The organism is Streptomyces sp. NPDC091282 (assembly GCF_044757385.1).
GTDB classification, from domain to species: Bacteria; Actinomycetota; Actinomycetes; order Streptomycetales; family Streptomycetaceae; genus Streptomyces; species Streptomyces gramineus.
Genome location: NZ_JBIVUX010000010.1, coordinates 19,643 through 42,717 on the forward strand (window position 1 = coordinate 19,643; position 23,075 = coordinate 42,717).

The window sequence follows — 23,075 nt, forward strand, 5'->3', positions numbered from 1 at the left end:
TTTCGGCGGGGGGCCCGGGGGGGGGGGTGGCGTGGTTGTCCCCCCGCGCGCGCCCCCGCGCCCCGCCGCCCCCCCCCCCCCCCCCCCCCGCATGGCCTACCTTCTCGACGGGCTGCCGGTCGAGGTCCTGGGACGGATGCGATCGGACCGTGTCATGCGACGGCCGACACCCACACAGCTGGAGTACGCCCTGGCGTATCCCCAAGGCGGTCCCCCACCGTGCGGAGGAGGCGTCATCGTGCGAGAGGTCCCGTGGGGCGCCCTAAGCGCTCACCCGTCGGTCAGTTCCTCGGTGGCCAGGCGGCCCGCGTCGGCTGTGCGGCGGAGGAAGTCGGCGAGCAGTTCGAGGGCGGACTCGTCGTAGTCGGCGCAGATGCGGTCGACCGAGGAGTTCATTCCGGCGAAGAGGGCAAGCAGTTCGCCGTTGCGCTCTCGCAGGGCCCGGACCAGCAGTCCTCGTCGGTCGGCGGGGTCGCGGTCGCGGGCCACCCAGCCGGCGCGTTCCAGGCGGTCGAGGACGCCGGTCGTCGTGGCCGCGTGCAGGCCGGCGCGTTGGGCGAGGGCGGTCGGGCTCAGCGGGCCGTGTGCGTTGATCAGGTCGAGGCAGTCCAGGTCGATGTCCTTGAGGCCCAGCTGGGTGCCGACCCTGCGGTTGAGCAGGGCCAGTTCGGCGCCGAGGGCGCGCAGGCCCTGCTTCACCTCGACCGTGGCCTGCCGCCGGCGGCGAGCACCCTCCCCAGATGTTACGGGTTCCATAATGTATGACTCCTAAATTGATGTGCTACGGTTCTCGTATATTACGCGCTTCGAAATACCTTGTCGATCAAGGAAGGCTGGCCATGTTCGTGGTGATCGGTGCGACCGGAAACGTGGGGCGCGAGGCGGTCGCCCTGCTGCGGAGGACGGGTGAAGAGGTGGCGGCGGTCAGCCGCGATCCCGCCGCCGTGCTGCCCGACGGGGTGCGGCTGGTGCGGGGTGATCCGTCCGAGCCGGACAGCATCACCGCCTGGCCCGACGACATCGAGGCGGTGCTGCTCAGTCCGCGGGCCGTCGGCGGAGCCACCGCAGACCTGCTGGCGCTCGCCGCGGCCCGCGGTGCGCGGCGGGTGGTGTCGCTGTCGGCGGCGACCGTGAAGCATCCGGCCGGAGAGCGTCGATTCGCCGACGAGTTCAGGGCCGTCGAGCGGGAGGTACGGGAGTCCGGGCTGCCCTGGACGTTTCTTCGGTGCGCCGACTTCGCGGCCAACTCCCTCGCCTGGGCGCCGCAGATCCGCGCGACCGGTGTCGTCCGGGGTGCCTACGGCGGCGCGGCGACCTCGCCGATCCATCACCGTGACATCGCGGAAGTCGCCGTCCGGGCCCTCACCGGCCCCGACCACGCGGGACACGCCTACCTCCTCACCGGCCCGCAGCGACTCGACCAGCGCGACAAGGTCCGCCTCATCGGCGAGGCCCTGGGCCGCGACCTGGCCTTTGAGGAGATCACCCCCGAGGAGGTCCGGCGGGCCATGCTCGGGCAGGGACTGCCCGAGGACGTACCCGACCGGTATCTCGGCTCCTTGGCGGACTACGCGAAAACGCCCGGACCGACCACGGACACCGTCCGGCAGCTGCTGGGCCGGCCCGCGCTCACGTTCGCCACCTGGGCCGCCGAGAACACCGCCGCCTTCATGATCCCGGCCGGCTCATGACGCCCCCACGCGTGGAAGCGGGAGAACCGCGGTGAACAGCCCGCTCGCCAGAGCCGCGCGCTGGGCGAGCCGCCTCTTCTCGGGAGTCTTCGCCGGCTTCCTCATGGGCGTGCTCGTCCTCGAATGGTCCCTGCGGTCCTTCGACCGCCATGTGTACACCCAGGTCCGACAGGTCGAACTGGACTCCCTGGACAGACTCGCCGTCGGCACGCTCCTGCCCGCGCTCCTCGCCACGGCACTGCTCACCGTCATCAGCGCCAGAGCGACCAAGCGCGTTCCGTGGCTGCCGTTGACGGCGTTGACCCTGCTGATCGCGATCCTGGTGCTGACCGTGGAGATCAACCTTCCCATCAACGCCGACCAGCTCGCATGGAACGCACAGGCGCCGCCCGCCAACTGGGCCTCTGTACGCGACCGTTGGCAGATCGCTCACGCCGTACGGTCCGCGGCCGCGCTGCTCGCCTTCGCGGTTCTGAGCGCCGACACGACGAAGGGGGCGGCAAGTCGTGCCGTCCCGGACGCCGTGTCCACGGACCGTGAACTCCCCGCCGTACCGACGAACTGAGGGAGATTGTCATGCCGGAGATCGAACTGTCGGCCGGGACCATCGCCTACCGGGACACCGGCGGTGACGGGCCGGTGGTCGTACTGCTGCACGGACTGATGATGGACGCCTCGCTCTGGGACGGGCCCGTCGCCGAGCTGTCCGCCGATCACCGGTGCGTGGCGCCCACACTGCCGCTCGGCGCGCACCGTCACGCGATGGACCCTCACGCGGACCTGTCACTGCCCGGAGTGGCGGGGCTGGTCGCGGAGTTGCTCGACCGGCTCGACCTGCGGGACGTGACCCTCGTCGGCAACGACACCGGCGGAGCCCTCGTCCAGTTGCTCATGCGCGACGAGGTCACCCGCGTCGGACGGGCCGTGCTCGTCTCGTGCGACGCGTTCGACAACGTCCCGCCCGGCCTGACCGGCAGGACGCTCGTGCTCGCGGGCAAGCTACCGGCCCGGCTGTTCGGGCTGTTCATGCAGCAGATGAGGCTGAAGGCGGTCCGTCGGCTGCCGATCGCGTTCGGGTGGCTGACCCGGCGCGGTGACGCCGCCACGCTGCGCTGGGCCGGGCCGGTCATGCGGCGGTCCGACATCCGCCGGGACACCGTACGGGCCCTGCGCGCCCTCGCCGCGGACACCGCCGTCCTGGAGAGGGCCACGGACCGACTGCGGGGTTTCGAACGACCCGCCCTCGTGATCTGGGCGAGCGAGGACCGCGTCATGCCCCTCGCGCACGGCCGACGCCTGTCCGAGCTGTTGCCACGAGGGCGGCTGGTCGAGATCGAGGACAGCTACACCCTCGTACCCCTGGACCAGCCGCGGCATCTCGCCCGGCTCATCCGGGAGTTCACCTCCGCCGCCACCGACGTCACGCCCTCCGGGAGCGGAGGTCCTCAGCCGTCGTAGCGGGTGGGCGGAAACGGATCGCGGTCCTTGCGCCGGGACGTGCTGGACTGCACCTCGCCCGTGTCGACCTGGCGATCGACCTCCGCCTGGGCCTCCTCGTACTGCGCGCCTGCCGACTCGGGCGCGCCCGCCCGCAGTCCGACGTCGCGCCGGTCCTCCTCGGTACGGCGCTCCAGTTCCGTCTCGTCGGGCCTGCGGGGCATGCCGCGTCCGTGGTCGCTGTCCGGGTCTCCCTCGACCTGCCGGTTGGCCTTGTGGTGATGCACCATGGTCTTCTCCTTGAGGTGAGCACCCGGGTGCCGATGCGACCGGGTCTACCACCGTGTCGCGCGCCGTCCCTGCGGGCGGGCCACGCGCGCCGGCCTCACGGGTGTCCGGTTCCGCTGCCGGTTCCTCGTAGCATCCGGGGAATCGCCGCCGCCGTATGCCGGCCGTCGGACGTCGTACGCAAGCCGTCGGACGTAGACCGGCGGCCAGGGGCGATGAGGCTGGTTTTGTCCGCTTCGTCTCATGCTATACGGCCGACGACCCACCTTCTCGGTCAACCGTTCAACCGTTCCGCTTCCTGGCCCGGCGGCAGCCCGGTCCGTCTCGCGCGCGGACCGGTCACCTGGCCCGTCACCACTGCACAAGCACGCGACGGGCCAGGCGGATCACGACGAGGTCGCCGTCGGCACGCTGCGCCTCACGACCGGTGGTCGCCGCGTCGGAAGGGACTCACAGCGAGGGCCGGAGTACCGGCGGTCATCAAGGCCAGGCGAACCGCCGACGGCGCCGCCGTTCGGCCGGCTCCTCCTCACGGGCGACGATCAAGACGGCCCCCGTCCGTGACAGCCCGACCCGGCACACCCGCCGGCGGCGCCTACCGGCTTCCGTCCCGGCCGCCCGGCGAGTGGCCGGCCGACGAGTGGCCGTCCGGCGGGCAGGAGGCGTCCTGGGTGTCCTTCGGCTCCGGCCGTACGGTGCTCGACGCGGCCAGGGCGACGAAAAGCGGCATCTTGTACAGCGGAGGGGGCTCGCCCGCCAGGCCCAGGCGCTGCCAGGCCAGCCGAGCCGAGATCTTCAGGACCCGGCGTGCGCGCAGAACGAGCACGCCGGCGAGCGGCAGCTCCACCAGCACCGCCGAGGCGACGCTCTCCCAGACATCGTCTCCGCCCACGTTCAAGGAGACGTCGAACCAGGCGTCGCAGACCAGCAGGGTGGCCGCGACGAAGGACAGCGGAATCAGCGCCTGCCGTCTCAGCAGGACCGCCACCCCCGCGGCGGCCAGCGAGACGAGCAGCATGATGTCGAAGCCCACCCACACCATCGGCCAGTACCGGGCCTCGAAGCGATGGGGCAGGGAGAAGGCCAGGTACACGGTCCAGGGAACGAGCACGAACACGCACAGGGCGAACTGCACCACCGCGCTTCGGTGGTGGCGGCGCAGTGTGGAACGGTCCGGTAGGAGCGCCTTGGCTCGGCGGACCGCCGAGTGGGCGGGGTCGTGCTGCTCGCTCAACGTCGTCTGTCCCTGCTGTCGGCTCCGGGCGGGCCGCTCCCCCGAGCCGGCTCCGTCGGCGTGCGCGCGGTTGCTGTCGTCGCACGGCAGCCGACGGGCGTCAGGCCGAGCCGCGAAACCTGTGGATCGTCCCTCGATGGTACGGCGCGCGCGTTTTCCGTCCGCGGCCGGTGCTACCGGCCGGGCAGCGGGACGCCTCCTGTCATCCTCACGCCGGCCTCGGCGACGCGGGCCGCGATCCCGGCGGTGGCGCGTTCGGCCAGTGCGGCGATGGTCAGGGACGGATTGACGGTGAGGGAGGCCGGAACAGCCGAGCCGTCCGTGACGAACAGGCCGTGCAGTCCGCGTAGTTCATGTGTGTCGTCCAGGGCACTGGTGGCCGGGTCGTCACCGATGCGGGCGGATCCGAGGGGGTGGGCCGTCACCGTGCCGGCCAGGGACTCGCTCCACGGCCGGACCTGGGACAGGCCGTCCTTCTCCAGGATGCCGCGGAGCGCCGTGTCCGCCCGTTCCCATGCCTGGCGGGTTCGGTCGGTGGGTCGGAAGGACATCGTGCCCTGCCCGAGTCCGGGTGCCAGGCGGATGAAGCTTCCGGTGGGTGGCACCGCCCCGAAGGTTCCTTCGTTGTCGTCCTCGGTCATCGCGAGCAGGGTGAGCCATGACGTCCAGCGGGCCCGCATCCGCCGCTTCTCCACGCCGAACCAGCCCGGTGAGCCGGCCGCCTGCGCCAGGACGTCGGTCAGCGGAGGGAAGTAGATCTGCTGGAGCATGAACCGGCTGTACTCCGGTGCGGACGCGTCCAGGTGGTCGTACGTGGCGGAGGTGATCGGCCGGCCGATCGGCAGGCCCTGGTAGCCCGTACCGTCGGGGCGGGTGAGTCCGAGCAGCGACTTCACCTTGCCCTCGTCGACGTCGGCGACGCTGACGTGATCGCCGTTGCCGGAGAAGTAGCGGCCGACCGCGCCCGGGATGCCGCCGAGCAGCGGGGCCGACCGCCGGAGGATCACCGGCGTGCCCACCGCTCCCGCGGCCAGCACCACGGCCCTGGCGTGGATGATCCCCGCGTTCGCGGTGCAGGTGTAGTCGTCGGGGTCGAGGACCGTGTAGGCGACGGCGTAGCGGTAGCCGGACTCCGGTGAGGGCGTGATCAGCTGTACCTCGTGGAGCGGCCGGATGACCGCGCCATGGGCCTCCGCCGCGGGGAGGTAGTTGAGCAGCATGGAGCGCTTGGCGTCGAACGCGCAGCCCGACAGCATCCAGTTGCAGTTGGTGCAGGCCTCGGTGTCCACGGCCACCGGCACCGGATTGCAGGTGTGCCCGGCGCGGCGGCAGGCGGCGGCCAGCACCCCGCCCGCGTAGGAGACGTCCTGCCAGCCGGTGCGGGCGACCGGCAACGCCTCCTCCACCCGGTCGTACCAGGGGTCGAGCGTGGCACGGCTGATGGACGTCGGCCACATCCGCCGCCCGATGCCGCCGCGGCGCTCGAAGGCGTACGACGGTGCCCGCAGCGAGGCGGCGAAGTAGACGACGCTGCCGCCGCCCACGCAGTTGCCCGCGACCACCGACACGCCGTCGCCGCGGATCACGTCGACGATCTTGTTGTAGGTGCCCAGGCGCATGGAGTGGCTGAACTGCGCCGCGCCGAGTCGGGGTCCGCGCTCCAGCACGGTCACGCGCGCGCCGCCCGCGGCCAGGTAGTAGGCGGGGATGGCGCCGCCGAAGCCGCTGCCGATCACCAGGACGTCCGTGGTCTCGGTCATGCCGGGCTCCCGGAGGGGGTCGTGGCGGGATGGAGTTCCGCGAGCGGGCGGCCGTAGGAGAAGTCGGGGAACCGCCACAGGCCGTCCGGTCCGGGGGCGGGAAACCTCAGCCAGGTCAGGCCCGGATGGCCCTGGGCCAGGGCGGTGGCGGTGTCCGTCTGCCCGGCGGTGTCGAACGCGATTCCGACGATCAGGCTCATCACCTGCCAGACCGGTTCGTCGATGTCGTCCGAGCCGAACAGTGCGCCGACCAGGTCGGTGCGGTGCGCGAAGGTGAGGCCGACGAACGGCGGCCGGCCGAGGGGCAGCCAGATCAGCCGGGCCGTCGCGTACGCGACGGCCCGTGCGTCGAGCAGGGCCGCGATCTCCGGGAGCAGCGGGGCCAGTGGCAGCTGGGGTGACTTCATGACGTCGATGACGCCCGCCTGGACGGCGCCCGGCCCGGTGACCGCTCCGGCGCACACCTGGTCTCCGGGGAACCGGTGCTCGCCGGGAACGATCGTGTCGGCGAAGGCTCCGAGGGTCTGGGTCGTCCAGTCCTCGGCGACGCGCGCCGCGGCTGCCGCCGGGGCGGCGGTGAGCCCTCCGGTGGCCAGGACGGCAACCGATGCGGTGAGCGCCTTGAGGATCGCTCGTCGGTCCACGGTGGACATGGCCGGTCAGCCGATCAGCGCGCAGCCGGGGTCGGACGGCAGCGCCACCGTCAGACCGGTCTCTCCGGCCTCCTCGCCGTACGCGGACAGCGCGTCGGCGAGGTTGTCGAAGTGTGAGGCGCGCAGGGCGGCGACGGCGTCGCCGATGCCCGCCGTCCTGCCGTCGACGCTGAAGTGGGTGAGGCGGGCGCCGGCCCGTCGGCCGGTCCTGTCCCACCAGTACTGGCCGTCCCACGCCACGTACGGGACGGCGCCGCCGGTGGCCTGCACGCTCCAGTGGTCCTTCTGGTAGTAGCGGCACGTCAGCATGGTGACGGCGAAACGGGAGGGTTCGGCGGCCAGGAAGCGCAGGGCCCCGCCGTCGTCGAAGGTGATGTCGCGCTTGCTGTACTCCACGCACAGCGGGTTCGCGAACATCAGCCACAGGGGCGGCCGTTCGCCCTCGCCGAAGGTGTGCCAGGTACAGGTGGCGGCGAAGCCGGGCTCGGCGAAGGGCCCGACAGGAGGCACGTCCAAGGACGTCCGTACCGCTGGGGAACTCACGTTCCGGACCGTGTGGACGGCGGCGGCCGGTCCGGCGGGTGCGGCGGATGCGTCATGGCTCGGGAACAGCGTGGCGCAGACCCCGAGGGCCAGCGCGAAACCGGCCGCGGTCGTACGCGGGTGTGCGGGGGACACAGGACCTCCTGGACGCGGAGAAGTGTGGTGTCGCTCGGGAAGGGCCGCCGGGGGCGGAGCACCGGCGGGCCGGAGGTGGGCACTTGGCTCAGGGGCAGAGGCGGTGCGAGTGACGGGCCGGGACACGATGGCGACGACGGTCGTCCCGGCGGGGGCGGGGAGGGGCTGTGCGACGGGTCATCGGTCGCCGACTTCGGCGTGGGCGGTGCCCGACAGCCGCCAGACGGCTTCCCGCCGCCATGTGCCCCGCCAGCGCTCCAGGCTGACCACCGCGTCCGCCCTCTCGCTGTTGCGGCAGACCGCGGCGGAACCGTCGGGGTCGGTGTAGTCGAGCGTCAGTGTCCGGTGCGGCGGCTGGGTGACGGTCACCTTGATGCGTCGCAGGCCCGACCGGCCCTCGACCCGCCACTCGGGCAGGCCGAGGTCCGCGCGGAACCGGCCGATGCCCGCCCAGCCCACGGCGGAGCGTTCCGCGCGTCGGGGCCAGCTGCGGCCGTTCCGGTGCAGGCGCAGGAAGACCAGCGGAGGCAGCCTGTCGAGTCCGCGGCGCATGGACACCGCGGCGACGACCTCCAGGACGTCACCGCCACCCAGGTCGGCGTGGAGCCAGGCCCAGCGGCGGGCGTTGCCGTGGCCGTAGATGCGGGCCTCGGCCCCGGGAGCGTGGTCCAGTCGCAGCTCACCGGCGCCGTACTGGACGGTTCCGTCGTAGCGGGAGCGGACCGCGGGGAGCATGTGCGCGGCCGGAAGCCAGGGACGCCGCCAGGACCAGCGGGGAAACGTGTACAGCGGCGGGCCCTCGGGGCTCTCGGTGAGCGACCAGGTGAAGTCTCCCGCGGAGCCCGTGAGCCGTCCGGGCCGGACGCGGACGCCCTCGGCGGTGAAGCCGTCCGGATGCGCCGTCCACGGCACGGGGCCGAAGCGCGCGTGTTCGACGGGGCCGTCCTTGGGGAAGACGGCGATCCAGCCGTGCGCGTAGGCGGCGGAGCCGTCGGACGGCGCGACCAGTTCGTGGTGCAGCCAGATCCCGCTGTCCGTGGCCGGATCGGTCAGCGTCGTGTACCAGACCTCGGTCCGCCCCGGTGTGCGATCCCAGCGCGACGCCTGCTGCCGGTCGGCGGCGGCCACGTCGGCGGCACGCGGGAACCGGAAGCTCGCGAGGAAGGGCAGCAGGCCGGTGAAGAGAGGAAACCGCAGCGTCCCCTCGCCCACGGGGTCACCGTCCTCGTTCTCCCTGAACTCGGTTCCGCGTGACCTCACAGGGCACCTCCCCGGCGTCGCCCGGAGCACGCCGGCCCGTCGGGCATCGTGCGTTCCGTCGCCGCCGGACGCTCGGCGGCGACGGAACGCACCGCACGCTCGGAAGGCGGGTAACTCCCGGCGGGACGACGCTCGGTGAGGAAGTCCTCGCGCGGTCGTCGCTCCAGCGCGTCGACGGTCGTCTCGCGTGGCAGTGCCTCCACCCTGGCCCCCAGCCGTTACGTGGTTCAGTGGCTGAGCCACTGAACCACCGCCGGTGACACGACGTCAATAACCATGCGGCAAAAGGGGTTACGCCTGGACGGATGGGATTGGCTGGTCCTGAGCGCGGTCGCAAAGCCGCGCGCGTCAGGCGGTGAAGCCGCCGTCGACGTGGATCGAGGCTCCGGTGATGTACGCGCCGTCCGCACTCGCCAGGTGGGCGACGGTGGCCGCGATCTCGGCCGGTCGGGCGTAGCGGCCCACGGCCGTGAACCCGGCTGCCACCGGTGATCAGGGCCACGCTTCCTTCAAGTCGCTTCATGATGTTGAGCATCGCTGGCACCGGTGCCGGAGGCCGGCGGTGATCAGACCTGGCGCTCGCCCTCGGACGAGGTCTGCAGGACCGTGCGCCTCACGCCCGGCAACTCCACCTCCCTCAGGCGCCGTTGCGGCCGAGACTCGCACCGCCGTCGACGCGCAGGGTCTGACCGATGATGAACCTTGCGCGGTCGGATCGGCCTCCCCCACGGGCGTCGGCCGCACCACACCCACGCCGTCGAACGGTCCGGCGGCCAGCACCTCGTCCAGGACCCGACCGGTGACAGCCCGGTCGGCGAGGTCGGCTTCGTAGAACCCGCCGGGAAAGGAACGCGGTGCACTGCGGGCGACACCCACAGGGGTACCCCCTTGCTCGCCATGGGCTCGGCCACGGCGCCGCCGATGCCGCCGTACGGCTCTCGCACCCCGGCTCGCGGCTGCCCGTCCACCAGGACGGCCGTCGACACCCGAGCCCCGCCGACGGAGCCTTCGGCAGAGCCGTCGGCCGCCGTTCGGCGCGATCGGCACCGGAGGACTGCCGGGCCGGTGCCGACCTGCGGAGGAAGCGTCGAGAGGGACCGTTTCGCTCGCCGCCGCACGGGCACGCGGCCAGTGAGATCCGCGGAGGTGCTGACATGAGCGTCGGAGAGAAGACGAAGGCGAAGGCCGAGCAGATCGCCGGAAAGATCGTACGGAAAGCGGCCCACGCGGCGCACAACGAAACCCTCGCGGCCAAGGGTGCCGCCCTCGAAGCGCGGGGCAGGGGCCGGGGCATGAAGGAGAGCGCGAAGGACACCTTCCGGCACTGATGACCATGCGGGCGCCCATGACCTCGTGCGGGCGCCGCTGCCTTCCGGAGAGCGGCCCGCAGGCGCGCCATCTGCCCGCGGGGCGGGTACCGTACGCCTGTCCCGCGGCGCTCAGGGCCGCCGTCGCGAGGCCGGCCGCTGGATAGGCTCGCACCGGAGCGACCCCGCACCACCGTCCGTTCTCACCGTCTCCGGGAGCCCTCATGTTCCGCGGCCTCAGCGCGTTCCCTCTCACGCCCACCGACGAGCACGACATCGACCACAGCGCGTACGCGACGCTCGTCTCCCGTCTCGCGGCCGCGGGCGTCGATTCCATCGGCGCGCTCGGCTCCACCGGCGGCTACGCCTACCTCAGCCGCGAGCAGCGCGCCCAGGCCGCGAAAACCGCCGTGGAGGCCGCCGAGGGCGTCCCGGTGATCGTCAGCATCGGCGCCCTGCGGACCTCCCAGGTCCTGGAGCTGGCCGAGGACGCGCAGAACGCGGGAGCCGCCGGGGTGCTGCTGGCCGCGATGACGTACCAGCCACTGACGGACGAGGAGGTGTTCGGCCTCTACGAGGACGTCACCCGCGAGCTGTCCGTGCCGCTGTGCGTGTACGACAACCCGCGCACCACGAAGGTACGGTTCAGCACGGAACTGCACGGCCGCATCGCCCGGCTCCCGAACGTCGGCTCGATCAAGATCCCCGCGGTGTCCGACGATCCCGGCGAGGCGAGGGCACGCGTCGACGCGCTGCGGGCGGTCGTCCCGGAGACGGTCACCATCGGTGTGAGCGGTGACTGGGCAGGCGTCCGCGGCCTGAACGCGGGATGCGACGTCTGGTACTCGGCGGTCGGCGGCCTGTTCCCGCGGGCCACCCTCGCCCTGGCCCGCGCCGCGCAGGCGGGCGAGGCGGCGAAGGCCGACGCCCTCTCCGACGAACTCGCGCCCCTGTGGGACCTGTTCACGCGGTACGGCGGACTGCGTGTCCTGTCCGCCGCCGCCTCGCAGCTCGGCCTGGCCGCGGAGCCGAACCTGCCGCGCCCCCTGCTCGGACTGGACGAGGCGGCCCGGGGCGAGGTCGCGGAGGTGCTGGAACTGCTCCGCCTCACGGCCGACTGAGACCCGGACACCGAGCGGCGAGGCGCATCCCGACGTGCGGGGCCGGTTCGGCGACCGTCTCGGCGTTCAAGTCACCGTCGTCGACCCTCACCGTCGTCATCGATCGTCAGCGGCGACTGCGGCGAGCGGATCAGTTTCCGTCGCTCAAACGGACTCAGAACGCAGCGCTTCGGTCAACATGCGTCAGACCCGGAGACGACGTCCCTCCCGCGCGCGCCCCGGCCTACGGTCCGTGCAGGGGCCGAGGCCGTGACGGCCGGTCCCGCCGCAACCGGAATCCAAAGGGGAGGCGCCGCCATGGCGAGCGTGGAAGTGTCACTGAAGGAAATGATGACCGTCGTCGAGGGTTCGCTGGGAGCCGCGGTCGTCGACTACACCACCGGCATGGCCCTGGGGACGTTAGGCGGGGGCAAGGATCTCGACCTGACGATCGCCGCCGCCGGGAACACGGACGTGATCCGGGCCAAGGTACGCACGATGGGAGAGCTGGGCCTCAAGAGCAACATCGAGGACATCCTGATCACACTCGAGAAGCAGTACCACCTGATGCGCCTGATCACCGGGCGCAACGGGAACGGGCTCTTCCTCTACCTGGTCCTCGACAAGGAGCGCTCGAACCTCGCCATGGCCCGTCACCAGCTCAGGCGCGTCGAGGAACAGCTCGAGGTCTAGAGACGGCTCAGGGCACGGGGCCTCGCGCGCCCACGATGTGAAGACTTCTGCAAGTCACCACATCAGCATGATCCCAAGTCATGTCTGCGCGTGGCCCCGGAAGGCAAGGATCGGCCGTACAGGACCGACGCGGCGGCGCCGCCAGGCGCCGCCGCACCCCGAAGTCCCCTCCAGACCCGACCGGCAGAGAGCGAGCGGTCATGCAAGTCCCCCTCTACCAAGCCAAGGCAGACTTCTTCCGCATGCTCGGGCACCCGGTACGGATCAGGGTCCTGGAACTGCTCCAGTACGGGCCCGTCCCGGTGAGGGACCTTCTCGCCGACATCGAGATCGAACCGTCCAGCCTCTCGCAGCAACTGGCCGTCCTGCGCCGGTCCGGCATCGTCGTCTCCATCCGGGAGGGATCCACGGTCAGTTACGCGCTGGCCGGCGGTGACGTCGCCGAACTCCTCCGCGCGGCCCGCCGCATCCTCACCGAACTCCTCGACGGCCAGAACGTGCTCCTCGCCGAACTCCGCCAGGCCGACGCCTCCGCCTCGCCGCTGCCCGCGGCCAACGGGGCCAACGGCGGCTGACCGGCGGGGCACACGGCGTCCGAGGACGCGCCGCATGCGGTGTCCGGGGCTCTTGTCCACGTCCAGGCAAAGGCCGCGCCCCGCCCCTTGACTGGTCTGGACCAATCAGGCTTTGCTGCTGAAGCCACCACTCACCCCCCTACCTCTGGAGTGGCAGATGAGCACAGCCATGCCCGGCGAGCACCGCAGATTCGCCTATGGCAGGTACATGACTTCCCTGCTGGCCGTCCTGGCCTGCCTTTTCAGCGCGTTCACCGTCCTCGGCACCGCGAGCCCCGCGGCGGCGGCGAGCTGCGCCACGGCCTGGAGCTCCGGCGCCGTCTACACGGGCGGCATGACCGCCTCCTACAACGGCGAGAACTGGCAGGCCAAGTGGTGGACGCAGGGTGAGACGCCCGGGGTCGCCGAAGTCTGGGCCGAGCAGGGAGCCTGCGGCGGCTCCGGCGGCGGAGGCGGCGGCACCACCTGCAACTACCCCGCCTGGGCGGCCGGACAGTCGTACGCGACCGGAGCCATCGTGCGGTACACCCCCAACGGCCAGTACTACATAGCCACCCACGACAACCCCGGCTACGACCCCACCATCAGCACCTGGTACTGGTCTCCCTACACCTGTACCGGAGGCTCCGGCGGAGGCGGCGGGGGCGGCGGCACCGGCGGATTCGTGGTCAGCGAAGCCCAGTTCAACCAGATGTTCCCGGGCCGGAACTCGTTCTACACCTACAGCGGTCTGGTGGCCGCGCTCAGCGCCTACCCCGGGTTCGCCACCACCGGCAGCGCCACCGTGCAGAAGCAGGAGGCGGCGGCGTTCCTGGCCAACGTCGACCACGAGACCGGCGGCCTCGTCTACATCAACGAGGTGGACCAGTCCGGGAACTACTGCGCGAGCGAGCCGTACGGCTGCCCCGCCGGCACGTTTGCGTACTACGGACGCGGCCCGATGCAGCTCAGCTGGAACTTCAACTACAAGGCCGCCGGCGACGCACTCGGCATCGACCTGCTGGACAACCCCGGCCTCGTCGCCACCGACCCGGCCGTCTCCTGGAAGACCGGCCTCTGGTACTGGAACACCCAGACCGGTCCCGGCACGATGACCGCCCACAACGCCATGGTGAACGGCGCGGGCTTCGGCCAGACCATCCGCAGCATCAACGGCAGCATCGAGTGCAACGGCGGCAACACCGCCGAGATGCAGGACCGCGTCAACGACTACGTCTCCTTCACCTCCATCCTCGGCGTGCCCGCGGGCTCCAACCTCACCTGCTGACCACTGCCCTCAGCATGAATACCTCCTGAGCGTGTGCGCGTGTGGTCCCGGTTCGCGCAGCCGGGGCCACACCACACCCGCGAGCCTGCGCCGCCGCGGCGGCGGCCGGCTTCCCGGGCCGATCCGCAATGCATCCAAAGCTCCTATCACTCCCGAAGAGACAGGTAAGACGCATTCCGACCGAATGCCTCCATCACCGTTTCTGTCACATCGGGAGTGATCATGGTCGTGCAGAAGCTCCACGACGCAGGCGTCACCAGCGAGCACGCCTACATGGCGGCGACCGCCTCGATCGGTCTTTCGCTCGTCTCCTGGCTGACATCGAGCAGGACGGAGGACCTTGAGCGCGCCGACCGCTGGGGCATATTCGTCGGCGAGTGGGCGCCCACCTTCTTCGCCCTCGGACTGGCCTTGGCCAACTACGAGGAGCGGGAGCAACGCCTCGGCGCGAAGGACGCGGTCTCATGACGGACGCGCTTCGCCCACCTGAAGAGACTCCCCCGGCCGAGGGATCGACCGCGGAAGCCCACCCCGAGCAGCCGGACGGAGGGATCTGGGAACACCCTCGCTTCTGGCTGGCCCTGATCGTCATCGGGTGCCTGCTGGTGGCCGCGTTCTTCGCCGTCCGGTTCATCGACCTGTGACACCGGGAACCGATCACCAGCCGCCGGTGCGGTCGCCGCCCTTGAACGGTCCCCTGACCTCGGGGGTGATCCAGCCGCCGTAGAAGTCGCCCTCCTGCGGCCGCACCGTGTGGCCGGCCACCGTACAGCGGTCCACCCTCCCCGCGTAGAAGGCGAAGTGGCCGACGAGCTGCTCGTAGGGAGGACGGGGTGCCGGGTAGCTCCAGGCCGCGAGCAGGCGGATGTCCGGTCCGACGACGACGTCCCAGTACTCGGCGCCTCCCTTCCACTCGCACCAGCTGTGATGGGCGGCCGCACGGAGCAGGTCGGTGCGGACGTCCTCCGGCGGGACGTAGAAGACCGGCGGATGGCTGGTCTCCAGGATCTTCAGCGCCCCGGTGGTGGCGGCGACGATCTCTCCGGCGCACTCGACGACGATCCGCCGTGAGTCGCGGCGCAGGGCGGGTGGCCGCGGGTAGTCCCACACCGACTCCGTCGGCGGCATCTCGTGTGAGGGCATGACGGGCCTCCTCGGGGGCGGTCAGCGGACTGCTCTGTATTCCACCGGTACCCCCGGGGCGGATGCGATCCGCCCGGAGATTCGACGTCGAAGGGGAGGCCGCCGTGGTCGGCCCCGGACCGGCGGCTGGCTTCGGAGACCGGTCATTCGGGTGGGGCCGCGCGGCCGCTGTCCTCGGCGAGCAGGCGGGAGATCGCCCGCGCCGTCGCCCGTACGGCAGGACCGAAGGCCGGGGTTCCCGGACCCGTGTCCGGTGCCACGACCGACAGGGCGGCCACCACCTCCTTGCCGTCCCGGACCGGAGCGGCGACCGTGATCACGGGCCAGGGCCGGTCCTGGCGGCCCACGGCGTGGTCCCCGCGCCGGATCTCCGCGAGCACCCGGCGCAGGTCGTCGAGCGTACGGATGTCGTCGTCGCCGCGCTCCGGGCGGTGGGCGGCCACGGCCTCCTCCTGCACGGACGGCGGCGCGAAGGCGAGCAGCACCAGGCCGACCCCGGTCGAGGTCAGCGGAAGACGGCCGCCCACGCGGTAGCGGACCGGGCTCGCGTCCCGCGCCGACAGCCGTTCGACGAGCAGCGCCTCCCCGGCGTCCCGCACGGCCAGCAGCACGTGCTGGCGGGTGACGTGGAACAGATCCTCCATGTACGGCATCGCCACCGCCCGCAGCCCGTGGCCGCGCGGTGCCAGGGACGCGGTCTCCAGGAGCCGCAGCCCGACGACGTAGCGGCCGTCCTCCAGGCGCTCCAGGGCACCCACGCTCGTCAAGGTGCGGGCCAGTCGCAGCGCGCTGCTGCGGGGGATGCCGCTCCGTTGCGCGAGTTCGGCGAGCGTCTGCGCACGGTGGTCGCCGTCGAAGGAGGCGAGCAGGGCGAAGGCCCTCTCGATCACCGGCTGCCCCTCGGGCGGCCGCCCTCCGCCCCTGCGCCGCGCACCGCTCTCCGACACCGCCGTCCCTTTCCCGTTCCCCTCATCATGTTCCATTCATCGGAATGGACGATGCCAATGAACGGCCCGCTTCCTAACGTGGCGTCCGTAGTCACCCGCGGCAGGCGGCGCCGGAGTACCCGAGCACGGCCCCGCGGGATTCCCGGAGCGAAGGAGACCTCATATGCCGTCCACCGGACTCGTCGACGTCCACGCGCACTTCCTCACCGACGGGTACGTGACCGCCGCCCGGTCCGCCGGGGTGGAGCATCCCGACGGGATGCCCGGCTGGCCTTCCTGGAGCGTGGAACAGCACCTCGGCCTGATGGACCGTTCCGGGATCGAGAAGTCCTACCTGTCGGTCTCCTCCCCCGGTGTGCACTTCGGGAACGACGGGGCGGCCCGCGCGCTGGCCCGCGAGGTCAACGAGTTCGGCGCCCTCGTCCACGCCCGGCACCCGCAACGGTTCGGCCACTTCGCCTCCCTGCCGCTGCCCGACGTGGAGGGTGCGCTCGTCGAGGCCGCCCACGCGCTCGACGTCCTGGGCGCGGACGGCGTCACGGTGGAGAGCAACCACCACGGCGTCTACCTCGGTGATCCGCGCCTCGAACCGCTCTGGGAGGAGCTGGACCGACGCGGTGCCGTCGTCTTCGTCCACCCCACCTCGCCGCCCCACGCGGGCGACCTCGCCCTCGGCCGTCCCCGGCCGATGCTGGAGTTCCTGTTCGACACCGCCCGTACGGCGAGTGACCTGCTCTTCCGTGGCGTCCTCGCCCGCCGGCCGCGCATCCGGTGGATCCTCACCCACGGCGGAGGAGCCCTGCCATTGCTGGCCGACCGGATGGAACTCTTCCGCACCCACCTCGGCGGCGGCCCCGCGGACGGGCCGAGCGTCATCGATCAGCTCGGCCGCCTCTGGTACGACGTGGCCGGTACGCCCTTCCCCCGCCAGGTCCCGGCCTTCGACGCCGCCTTCGGGACCGAGCGGCTCCTCTACGGAAGCGACTACTGCTGGACACCCGTCGAGGCCGTCCTCGCGCAGGTCGCCTCGGTCGACTCCGCGCCCGGTCCGTCCGGCGCCGGGTCCTGGCGCGATCTGACCACGGGCAACGCGCTCCGTCTCTTCTCGGCCGCCACCCGCTGACCACGGTCGCGCGCCGCGGCCGCCTCAAGGATCCGTGGGTGTGGTGGAACGCAGGTGGCGCAGGCACAGGAGGGCTGCCACGGCGGTGGCCAGCTCGCCGGTGACGAGGGCCGCCCAGACGCCGTCGACGCCGAGCCGGCCCAGGGCGACGACGAGGGGCACTTTGATCAGGAGCAGGGTGCCGAGGCTGAGGAGGTAGGCGGGCAGGGGGCGGCCCAGTGCCTGTGCGTAGGCGGCGACGAGCGGGCCGATGCCGGCGACGGCGAGACCGACGACGAGGACGCGCAGGGCCTGGGTGGCGGTGGCGACGGCGGCCGCGTCTTTCAGGAAGACGGCGGCGAGGGGCCGGGCCGGCAGGGCGAGCGCGACCGCGGTGAGCAGTCCGTAGCAGAGGGATCCGCGCAGGGCGAGGTCGCGGGCGCGCAGGGCGCGGTGGTGGAGGCCGCGGCCGGTGTTGTAGCCGACGATGGGCTGCAGGCCCTGGCCGATACCGGTGTGCGGCATCGTCGCGAAGGTCTGCAGACGGGCGCAGACGGCGTAGGCGGCCAGGGCGGTGGCCGATCCGGTGGCGGCCAGGGTGGTGTTCACCAGGACGGCGAGCACGGTGATGCCCGTTCCGGCCAGGAAGGACGGCAGGCCGACGGCGAGGAGGGCCCTGAGGGTCGGGCCGTGCGGCAGCAGGTCGCGAAGGCCGATGGCGTACGGGCGTCCGCGTCTGCGCAAGAAGAACCACAGGCTCATCGCCGCGGAGACGGCCTGGCCGCCGACGGTTCCCAGAGCCGCGCCACGCACGCCGAGGCCGCATCCGAAGATCAGCAGCGGGTCCAGGGTGATCTGTACGGCGACGGCGACGACCCACAGCAGCGTGGAATAGCCGGTGCGGCCCTCTGCTCGTACAAGGCTGGAGAAGCCGGTGGAGACCATCGCCCCGCACAGCAGCACCACGGCGTAGGGGCGGGCGATCTCGCGCAGTTCGCCGTGGGCGCCGAGCAGGGCGAGCAGCGGGTCGAGGAAGGCCAGTCCCAGTCCGGTGGTGGCGGCGGCGCAGATCCAGAACAGGGCGAAGGAGTTGCCCGTCGCCCGGGCGGCGGCGTCCCGGTCGCCCGCGCCCAGAGCGCGGGAGACGAGGGAGGCGCCGCCCGCGCCGACGGTGGTGGACACCGCGCCGAGCAACAGCAGCAGCGGGGCCGCGAGGTTGACCGCGGCCATCGCGTCGTCGCCGACGCCGTGGCCGACGAACCAAGCGTTGGTCAGGGCGTAGACGCCGTACACGCCGACCGCGGCGGTCGTCTGGGCGCAGGCGCGCCACAGCAGCCGGCCCACCGGCTCGGTGCCGAGCCGGGTGGTGCTGGTGTCGGGGCCGGCGGCGACGCGTGTGCCGGTCAACGGCGGGTGCGGCCCAGCGACGCCATGGCCTCGTCGAGCTTCGGGCGGGCCCAGTCGTACTGGGTGGTGTCGGCGTGCGCGCGGAAGACGGTCTCGATGACCATGATCAGCATCAGGTACAGGCCGTACAGGTTGCGGCGGACCTGCTGGGTCGCGGTCAGCTCGCCCTGGCCGTAGCCGCGCATGAAGGCCGCCGGGTCGCCGAAGGCGGACAGCTGGCTGCCGGTGAATCCCGCCTCGATCAACGGGTCGCCGTAGAAGGCCCGTTCGTGGTCGATGACGCAGACGAGCTTGCCGTCGCGGACCATGACGTTGCTGTCCCAGAGGTCCCATTCGACCAGACGCGGTTCGGTGACCTCGTCGAGGCCGGCGGCGTGTTCGGCCAGGACCGCCCGGACCGTGTCGTAGTCCCATCCGATGTCCACGCCCCGGCGCTCGCCGTCACGCAGGACGTCTTCGAACATGCCGGTGAACACCCGGCGCCAGCTGGGATCGCCAGGTCCGGCCAGGGGTCCGAACGCCGTGCCGCGCAGCGAGTTGATCTCCCGGTTGGCGGCGCCTACCTGTTCCATGTAGGCGTCGTGGTCGGCGGTGGGAAGCGTCTTGGCGATGATCCCGAGGTTCTCGGCGTCGATGTACGGCATGAAGAAGTAGTCGGCGTCGCACAGTTCGTGGCTCTGGTCGGCGAAGTCGACGGTCGGCACGGGCACGGAGGTGTGTGTGCGCAGAAGCTCCAGCGTGGCCAGTTCGGTCGACATCGCGCCGCGCTCGTAGGTCATCACCTCCACCTGCGGCGGCGGGGCTATCTTCAGAACGACCTCGGCGCCGTCACGCAGGCGTATGCGGTAGGCCACGTTGAACCAGCCGTGTCCCAGCTCGCTCGCCCAGCCGTCGCCGGCCGGCACCCGGTCGGTGCCGTAGGCGCGCTCGACCATGGCCCGCAGGGCGTCCGGCGACTGCCTGTTCTTGGTGATGCTCTCCACGCGTGCCCCTTTGTTCCCGCCGTAGGGCCGGCCGCACCGGGGAGTTGGCTCCCTGACGAGCGACCGGCGCTGCGGACGCAGCCGTTCCACGCGTATGACACCACATGGCTTGATCCCTGAACACGGGCGGTGCGTGGGCGGCAGCGGCTTCACACCAGGGGCTCGGGTGCACCCGTCCGCGCGGCTCCCGGCTGGACACGGCTCGGTGGGGTCACGCCTGGAACTCGGTGAGATCGATGGCGTGGACGTGCAGCGGATAGCCGTGCACCGGGTGTGCGGTCTCCCGTTCCGGTGCCATGCCCAGCTTGCGGATGACATTCTCGGAGGCCGTGTCGCCCACGCGGCTGATACTGATGACACGGTCGAGACCACGGTCCTGGAGCGCGAATTCCAGCGCTGCCTGGGCGGCCTCGGACGCGTACCCCTGCCCCCAGAACTGTGCGCCGAGCCGCCAGCTGATCGCCACCGCGGGCATCACCTGCGGCAGGAAGTGCGGGACGGACAGCCCGGTGAATCCGGCCAGTTCCCCCGAGGCGAGCAGTTCGACGGCGAAGAGCCCGAAGCCCTCCTCGTCCCACTCCTCCTCCCACTCCTCGATGGCTTCCGCCGTGTGGTCCAGGTCGTACACCGAACCGTCGTCGACCCAGCGCATGACCCTGGGGTCCGCGTTGATGTCCGCCATGGAGGTGAGGTCGTCGTCATGCCAGCGGCGCAGGAGAAGGCGGGGTGTGTGAATTTCGGTCATGCGGCTCATCCTGCCGAAGGCGGCGACGTCATGGGTAATCGCCTGGGCGCCCGGCCACGGACGTGGGGCCCCTTCGACGTGGGGCAGCCTCGTGGTGTCATCGACCCTCTAGCTGTTCACCAGGAGGATCTTGCCGAGGTGGCCGCCGGTCTCCATGAGGCGGTGGGCCTCGGCGGCCTCGGCCATGGGGACGGTCCGGTCGATGAGCAGGCGCACGGCGCCGTTCTCGATCATCGGCCAGACGTGCTTCCGCACGTCGGCGATGATGGCCGCCTTCTGTTCCTTGGACCGGGTGCGCAGGGTCGTCCCGTGTACGGAGGCGCGCTTGAAGACCAGTTCGGCGAGGTTGAGGTTGCCCTCCAGGCCGTTCTGCAGGCCGATGACGAGCAGGCGACCGTCGGCGGCGAGGGAGCGGACGTTGCGTTCGAGGTAGTCGCCGCCGACGACGTCGAGGATCACGTCGTACGGGCCGGACTCGGCGAAGTCCTCGGTCCGGTGGTCGACGGCCACGTCGGCGCCCAGTTCCCGCGCCCGTGCGACCTTCTCGGGTCCGCCGACCGTGGTGACGACCCGTGCGCCGAGCGCCTTGGCGATCTGGATCGCCGCGGTGCCGACGCCTCCGGCCCCGCCGTGCACGAGAAGGGTCTCGCCCCTCTTCAGTCCGGCGGTCATCACGATGTTGGACCAGACCGTGGCCACCGCTTCGGGCAGGCCCGCCGCCTCGACCAGGCCGATGCCCTCGGGCACCGGCAGCAGTTGCCCGGCGGGGACGGCGACCTTCTGCGCGTAGCCGCCGCCCGTCAGCAGCGCGCACACCTCGTCGCCCACCTGCCAGCCGGTCACGCTTTCGCCGACGGCGCTGATGCGGCCCGACGCCTCCAGCCCCGGATACGGCGACGTACCGGGCGCCAGCGGGTAGAGGCCCAGGCGCTGCATGACGTCCGCCCGGTTCAGGGCGCTGGCCGCCACATCGACGACCACCTCACCGGCCGCGGGCCGCGGGTCCTCGGCCTCGATCCACTCCAGGACCTCGGGGCCGCCGGGTTCCTTGATCGATACTGCCTTCATGATGCTCCGTTCATATGATGGGGCCAGGGGCTTCTGCGGACGTACGGGGCGCCCGCGCATCCCCTGTGTTGCCTCGGCGCCGTCGTCTCAGCGGACGCCGGTCGCCTTGAGGACCTTCAGCGCGCCCGTCAGCAGCGTGGCCCAGGTCTCGGGGCTGATGCGCGCCGGTGGCGTGAATCCCTGGACGCGCTGGTGGGCGACGGTCTGCGGCTCGGTGTACTTGAGGATGCCGTCGGCTCCGTGCCGCCGGCCGAGACCGGAGTCGCCCATGCCGCCCATCGGCGCGTCGACGCTGCCCCACGCGGCGGCGAACGCCTCGTTCACGTTGACGGTGCCGGCGTGCACGCGGGCCGCGACGGCACGGCCGCGAGCCCCGTTGCCTGACCAGACACTGGCGTTGAGGCCGTACGGGGAGGCGTTGGCCAGGGCGATCGCCTCGTCGACGTCACGGTAGGAGTAGACCGAGACGACGGGTCCGAACGTCTCGTGCTCGCACAGGGTCATGTCCGGGGTGACGTCGGTGAGGATGGTCGGCTCGTAGAACAGCGGGCCCAGGTCAGGTCGCGCCTTGCCCCCGGCCAGGACGGTCGCACCCTTGGCCACCGCGTCGTCGACGTGCTCGGTGACGGTCCGCAGCTGGGAGGGGGTGGTGAGGCTGCCGACGTCGATGCTGTAGTCGTAGGCGGCACCGACCCTGAGTTGCCCGGTACGGGCGGCGAACGCGGCGACGAACCGGTCGCGTATCGACTCGGCCACGTACAACCGCTCGACGGAGACGCAGAGTTGGCCCGCCGAGGGGAAGCAGGCGGCCACCGCGCCGTCGGCTGCCCTGTCGATGTCCGCGTCGTCCAGGACGATCATGGCGTTCTTGCCGCCGAGTTCGAGGGACGCGCCGATCAGGCGCCGCCCGGCATCGCTCGCGATCTTCCGTCCGCTGGCGGTGGAGCCGGTGAACATCACGTAGTCGGCGTTGTCCATCAGCGCGTCGCCGATCGAGCTGCCGCGTCCGACCACCATCTGCCACACCCCGGACGGGAGACCGGCCTCGCGCATCAGGTCCAGGGACCACAGGGCGGTCAACGCGGTCTGTGTGTCGGGTTTCTGGACGACGGCGTTGCCGGCCATCAGGGCGGCGACCGCGTCGCCGGCGGCCATGCTCAGGGGGTAGTTCCACGGGGAGATGACCGTGACGACGCCTTTGGGGTGGCGCAGTTCGGTGGTGTGGGTCAGCACCGGGATCGCCCCGCGACGCCGCCTGGGCGCCAGGTACTTCGCGGCGGTGCGGGCGTAGTAGCGGGAGGTGATCGCGATGTCGGCCACCTCCAGGAGCGCGTCGCGGCGGGTCTTGCCGTTCTCCGCCTGCATCAGGTCCAGCGCCTCGTCCCGGCGGGCGAGCACCAGGTCGTGGAAGCGCAGCAGGACCTGCTTCCGGCGGCTCGACGAGAGGGCGGCCCAGGCCTTCTGGGCGATGCGGGCGCGGGCGAAGGCGTCCGCCACGTCACCCGGCGTGGCAACCGGCAGGTCGGCCAACGGGGCCCCGGTGTACGGGGCGTTGGTGGTGACCCGGGCTGATCCGGGTGCGGCGACGGCGAGTTCCGCCAGCCGCGCGATCCTCGTCGCGGTGAGGGACGCGGGCAGGACGGAACCGTGGGACGCGGCAGCGGGAGGGGCGGCGCTCGGGCGGGTCCCGGCGGCGGAGGGGACCGTGTGCTCGGTGGTCATGGAAGCGCTCCTGTC

General features: G+C 71.8%; 25 protein-coding genes and 2 pseudogenes. 12 read left to right on the plus strand and 15 right to left on the minus strand.

Annotated features, from left to right (window positions below; all coding sequences use genetic code 11):
- Positions 1-85: 85 nt before the first annotated feature.
- Positions 86-229 (plus strand): annotated as a pseudogene (locus tag ACIQOE_RS35260) (transposase); the annotation flags it as partial.
- A 41-nt stretch (positions 230-270) separates the two neighbouring features.
- Here the strand turns inward: ACIQOE_RS35260 and ACIQOE_RS35265 are convergent.
- Complete coding sequence (locus ACIQOE_RS35265) at positions 271-756, minus strand: MarR family transcriptional regulator (protein ID WP_362641617.1); 486 nt, start codon at positions 754-756, stop codon at positions 271-273.
- 83 nt (positions 757-839) lie between these two features.
- Between ACIQOE_RS35265 and ACIQOE_RS35270 the strand changes: the two genes are divergently transcribed.
- Genes ACIQOE_RS35270 through ACIQOE_RS35280 form a run of 3 tightly spaced genes read left to right on the plus strand, consistent with a single transcriptional unit; the run spans position 840 to position 3,149 of the window.
- Positions 840-1,691, plus strand: a complete 852-nt coding sequence (locus tag ACIQOE_RS35270) for an NAD(P)H-binding protein (protein WP_401415891.1) — start codon at positions 840-842, stop codon at positions 1,689-1,691.
- A gap of 31 nt (positions 1,692-1,722) precedes the next feature.
- Positions 1,723-2,256 carry an anthrone oxygenase family protein gene (locus ACIQOE_RS35275; protein WP_365555919.1) on the plus strand — a complete coding sequence of 178 codons (534 nt, stop codon included), beginning with the start codon at positions 1,723-1,725 and terminating at the stop codon, positions 2,254-2,256.
- Positions 2,257-2,267: 11 nt separating this feature from the next.
- Positions 2,268-3,149: an alpha/beta hydrolase gene (locus tag ACIQOE_RS35280; RefSeq protein WP_365555921.1), complete on the plus strand. Its 882-nt coding sequence runs from the start codon at positions 2,268-2,270 to the stop codon at positions 3,147-3,149.
- On the opposite strand, the gene ACIQOE_RS35285 is transcribed toward ACIQOE_RS35280, so the two are convergent.
- The 7 genes and pseudogenes from ACIQOE_RS35285 to ACIQOE_RS35315 all read right to left on the minus strand — a co-directional run.
- Positions 3,137-3,418: a hypothetical protein gene (locus tag ACIQOE_RS35285; protein ID WP_362641610.1), complete on the minus strand. Its 282-nt coding sequence runs from the start codon at positions 3,416-3,418 to the stop codon at positions 3,137-3,139. The genes ACIQOE_RS35280 and ACIQOE_RS35285 overlap by 13 nt on opposite strands.
- Before the next feature lie 593 nt (positions 3,419-4,011).
- Entirely contained in the window at positions 4,012-4,650 is a 639-nt protein-coding gene (locus ACIQOE_RS35290) for a hypothetical protein (RefSeq protein WP_401415895.1), read from the minus strand.
- 173 nt (positions 4,651-4,823) lie between these two features.
- Entirely contained in the window at positions 4,824-6,410 is a 1,587-nt protein-coding gene (locus ACIQOE_RS35295) for an FAD-dependent oxidoreductase (RefSeq protein WP_401415898.1), read from the minus strand.
- Positions 6,407-7,063, minus strand: coding sequence for a DUF5987 family protein (locus ACIQOE_RS35300; RefSeq protein ID WP_365572950.1), 657 nt, complete (start codon positions 7,061-7,063; stop codon positions 6,407-6,409). Before ACIQOE_RS35300 ends, ACIQOE_RS35295 begins: the two co-directional genes overlap by 4 nt.
- 6 nt (positions 7,064-7,069) lie before the next feature.
- Positions 7,070-7,741 (minus strand): hypothetical protein, encoded by a 672-nt coding sequence (locus ACIQOE_RS35305; RefSeq protein WP_401415901.1) that lies wholly within the window; start codon positions 7,739-7,741, stop codon positions 7,070-7,072.
- Positions 7,742-7,918: 177 nt separating this feature from the next.
- Positions 7,919-9,001: a hypothetical protein gene (locus ACIQOE_RS35310; RefSeq protein WP_401415903.1), complete on the minus strand. Its 1,083-nt coding sequence runs from the start codon at positions 8,999-9,001 to the stop codon at positions 7,919-7,921.
- A 348-nt stretch (positions 9,002-9,349) separates the two neighbouring features.
- Positions 9,350-9,481, minus strand: a pseudogene (locus tag ACIQOE_RS35315) (SDR family oxidoreductase); the annotation flags it as partial.
- 674 nt (positions 9,482-10,155) lie between these two features.
- Between ACIQOE_RS35315 and ACIQOE_RS35320 the strand changes: the two are divergent.
- From ACIQOE_RS35320 to ACIQOE_RS35350, 7 genes are all read left to right on the plus strand, one after another.
- Positions 10,156-10,329 (plus strand): hypothetical protein, encoded by a 174-nt coding sequence (locus tag ACIQOE_RS35320; RefSeq protein ID WP_351327820.1) that lies wholly within the window; start codon positions 10,156-10,158, stop codon positions 10,327-10,329.
- Between the two features lie 203 nt (positions 10,330-10,532).
- Entirely contained in the window at positions 10,533-11,429 is an 897-nt protein-coding gene (locus ACIQOE_RS35325; protein WP_401415906.1) for a dihydrodipicolinate synthase family protein, read from the plus strand.
- Positions 11,430-11,726: 297 nt separating this feature from the next.
- Complete coding sequence (locus ACIQOE_RS35330; RefSeq protein ID WP_351327818.1) at positions 11,727-12,101, plus strand: hypothetical protein; 375 nt, start codon at positions 11,727-11,729, stop codon at positions 12,099-12,101.
- Positions 12,102-12,301: 200 nt separating this feature from the next.
- The gene (locus tag ACIQOE_RS35335; protein WP_351327816.1) at positions 12,302-12,676 is read left to right on the plus strand and encodes a metalloregulator ArsR/SmtB family transcription factor; all 375 of its coding nucleotides are present in this window, start codon (positions 12,302-12,304) and stop codon (positions 12,674-12,676) included.
- Positions 12,677-12,884: 208 nt separating this feature from the next.
- Positions 12,885-13,943, plus strand: coding sequence for a glycoside hydrolase family 19 protein (locus ACIQOE_RS35340; RefSeq protein WP_401416231.1), 1,059 nt, complete (start codon positions 12,885-12,887; stop codon positions 13,941-13,943).
- A gap of 222 nt (positions 13,944-14,165) precedes the next feature.
- On the plus strand, positions 14,166-14,411 hold the full coding sequence (locus ACIQOE_RS35345) for a hypothetical protein (RefSeq protein ID WP_351327814.1): 246 nt from the start codon (positions 14,166-14,168) through the stop codon (positions 14,409-14,411).
- Complete coding sequence (locus tag ACIQOE_RS35350; protein ID WP_351327812.1) at positions 14,408-14,587, plus strand: DUF6480 family protein; 180 nt, start codon at positions 14,408-14,410, stop codon at positions 14,585-14,587. Before ACIQOE_RS35345 ends, ACIQOE_RS35350 begins: the two co-directional genes overlap by 4 nt.
- Before the next feature lie 13 nt (positions 14,588-14,600).
- Here ACIQOE_RS35350 and ACIQOE_RS35355 read toward each other — a convergent pair whose 3' ends face one another.
- On the minus strand, positions 14,601-15,086 hold the full coding sequence (locus tag ACIQOE_RS35355) for a DUF427 domain-containing protein (protein ID WP_365555940.1): 486 nt from the start codon (positions 15,084-15,086) through the stop codon (positions 14,601-14,603).
- A 143-nt stretch (positions 15,087-15,229) separates the two neighbouring features.
- On the minus strand, positions 15,230-15,976 hold the full coding sequence (locus tag ACIQOE_RS35360; protein WP_401415909.1) for an IclR family transcriptional regulator: 747 nt from the start codon (positions 15,974-15,976) through the stop codon (positions 15,230-15,232).
- A 220-nt stretch (positions 15,977-16,196) separates the two neighbouring features.
- Here ACIQOE_RS35360 and ACIQOE_RS35365 point away from each other — a divergent pair, with 220 nt between their 5' ends.
- Positions 16,197-17,156, plus strand: coding sequence for an amidohydrolase family protein (locus ACIQOE_RS35365; RefSeq protein WP_401415912.1), 960 nt, complete (start codon positions 16,197-16,199; stop codon positions 17,154-17,156).
- A gap of 24 nt (positions 17,157-17,180) precedes the next feature.
- On the opposite strand, the gene ACIQOE_RS35370 is transcribed toward ACIQOE_RS35365, so the two are convergent.
- The 5 genes from ACIQOE_RS35370 to ACIQOE_RS35390 all read right to left on the minus strand — a co-directional run bounded on the left by ACIQOE_RS35370 (position 17,181) and on the right by ACIQOE_RS35390 (position 23,060).
- Entirely contained in the window at positions 17,181-18,542 is a 1,362-nt protein-coding gene (locus tag ACIQOE_RS35370; protein ID WP_401415915.1) for an MATE family efflux transporter, read from the minus strand.
- A complete protein-coding gene (locus ACIQOE_RS35375; RefSeq protein ID WP_401415917.1) occupies positions 18,539-19,525 on the minus strand; it encodes a phosphotransferase family protein in 987 nt (328 codons plus the stop codon). The genes ACIQOE_RS35370 and ACIQOE_RS35375 overlap by 4 nt, the downstream gene beginning before the upstream one ends.
- A gap of 211 nt (positions 19,526-19,736) precedes the next feature.
- The gene (locus ACIQOE_RS35380; RefSeq protein ID WP_351327803.1) at positions 19,737-20,270 is read right to left on the minus strand and encodes a GNAT family N-acetyltransferase; all 534 of its coding nucleotides are present in this window, start codon (positions 20,268-20,270) and stop codon (positions 19,737-19,739) included.
- 108 nt (positions 20,271-20,378) lie between these two features.
- Entirely contained in the window at positions 20,379-21,338 is a 960-nt protein-coding gene (locus ACIQOE_RS35385) for an NAD(P)H-quinone oxidoreductase (protein ID WP_401415919.1), read from the minus strand.
- Between the two features lie 87 nt (positions 21,339-21,425).
- Entirely contained in the window at positions 21,426-23,060 is a 1,635-nt protein-coding gene (locus ACIQOE_RS35390) for a succinic semialdehyde dehydrogenase (RefSeq protein WP_401415921.1), read from the minus strand.
- Positions 23,061-23,075 lie beyond the last annotated feature (15 nt).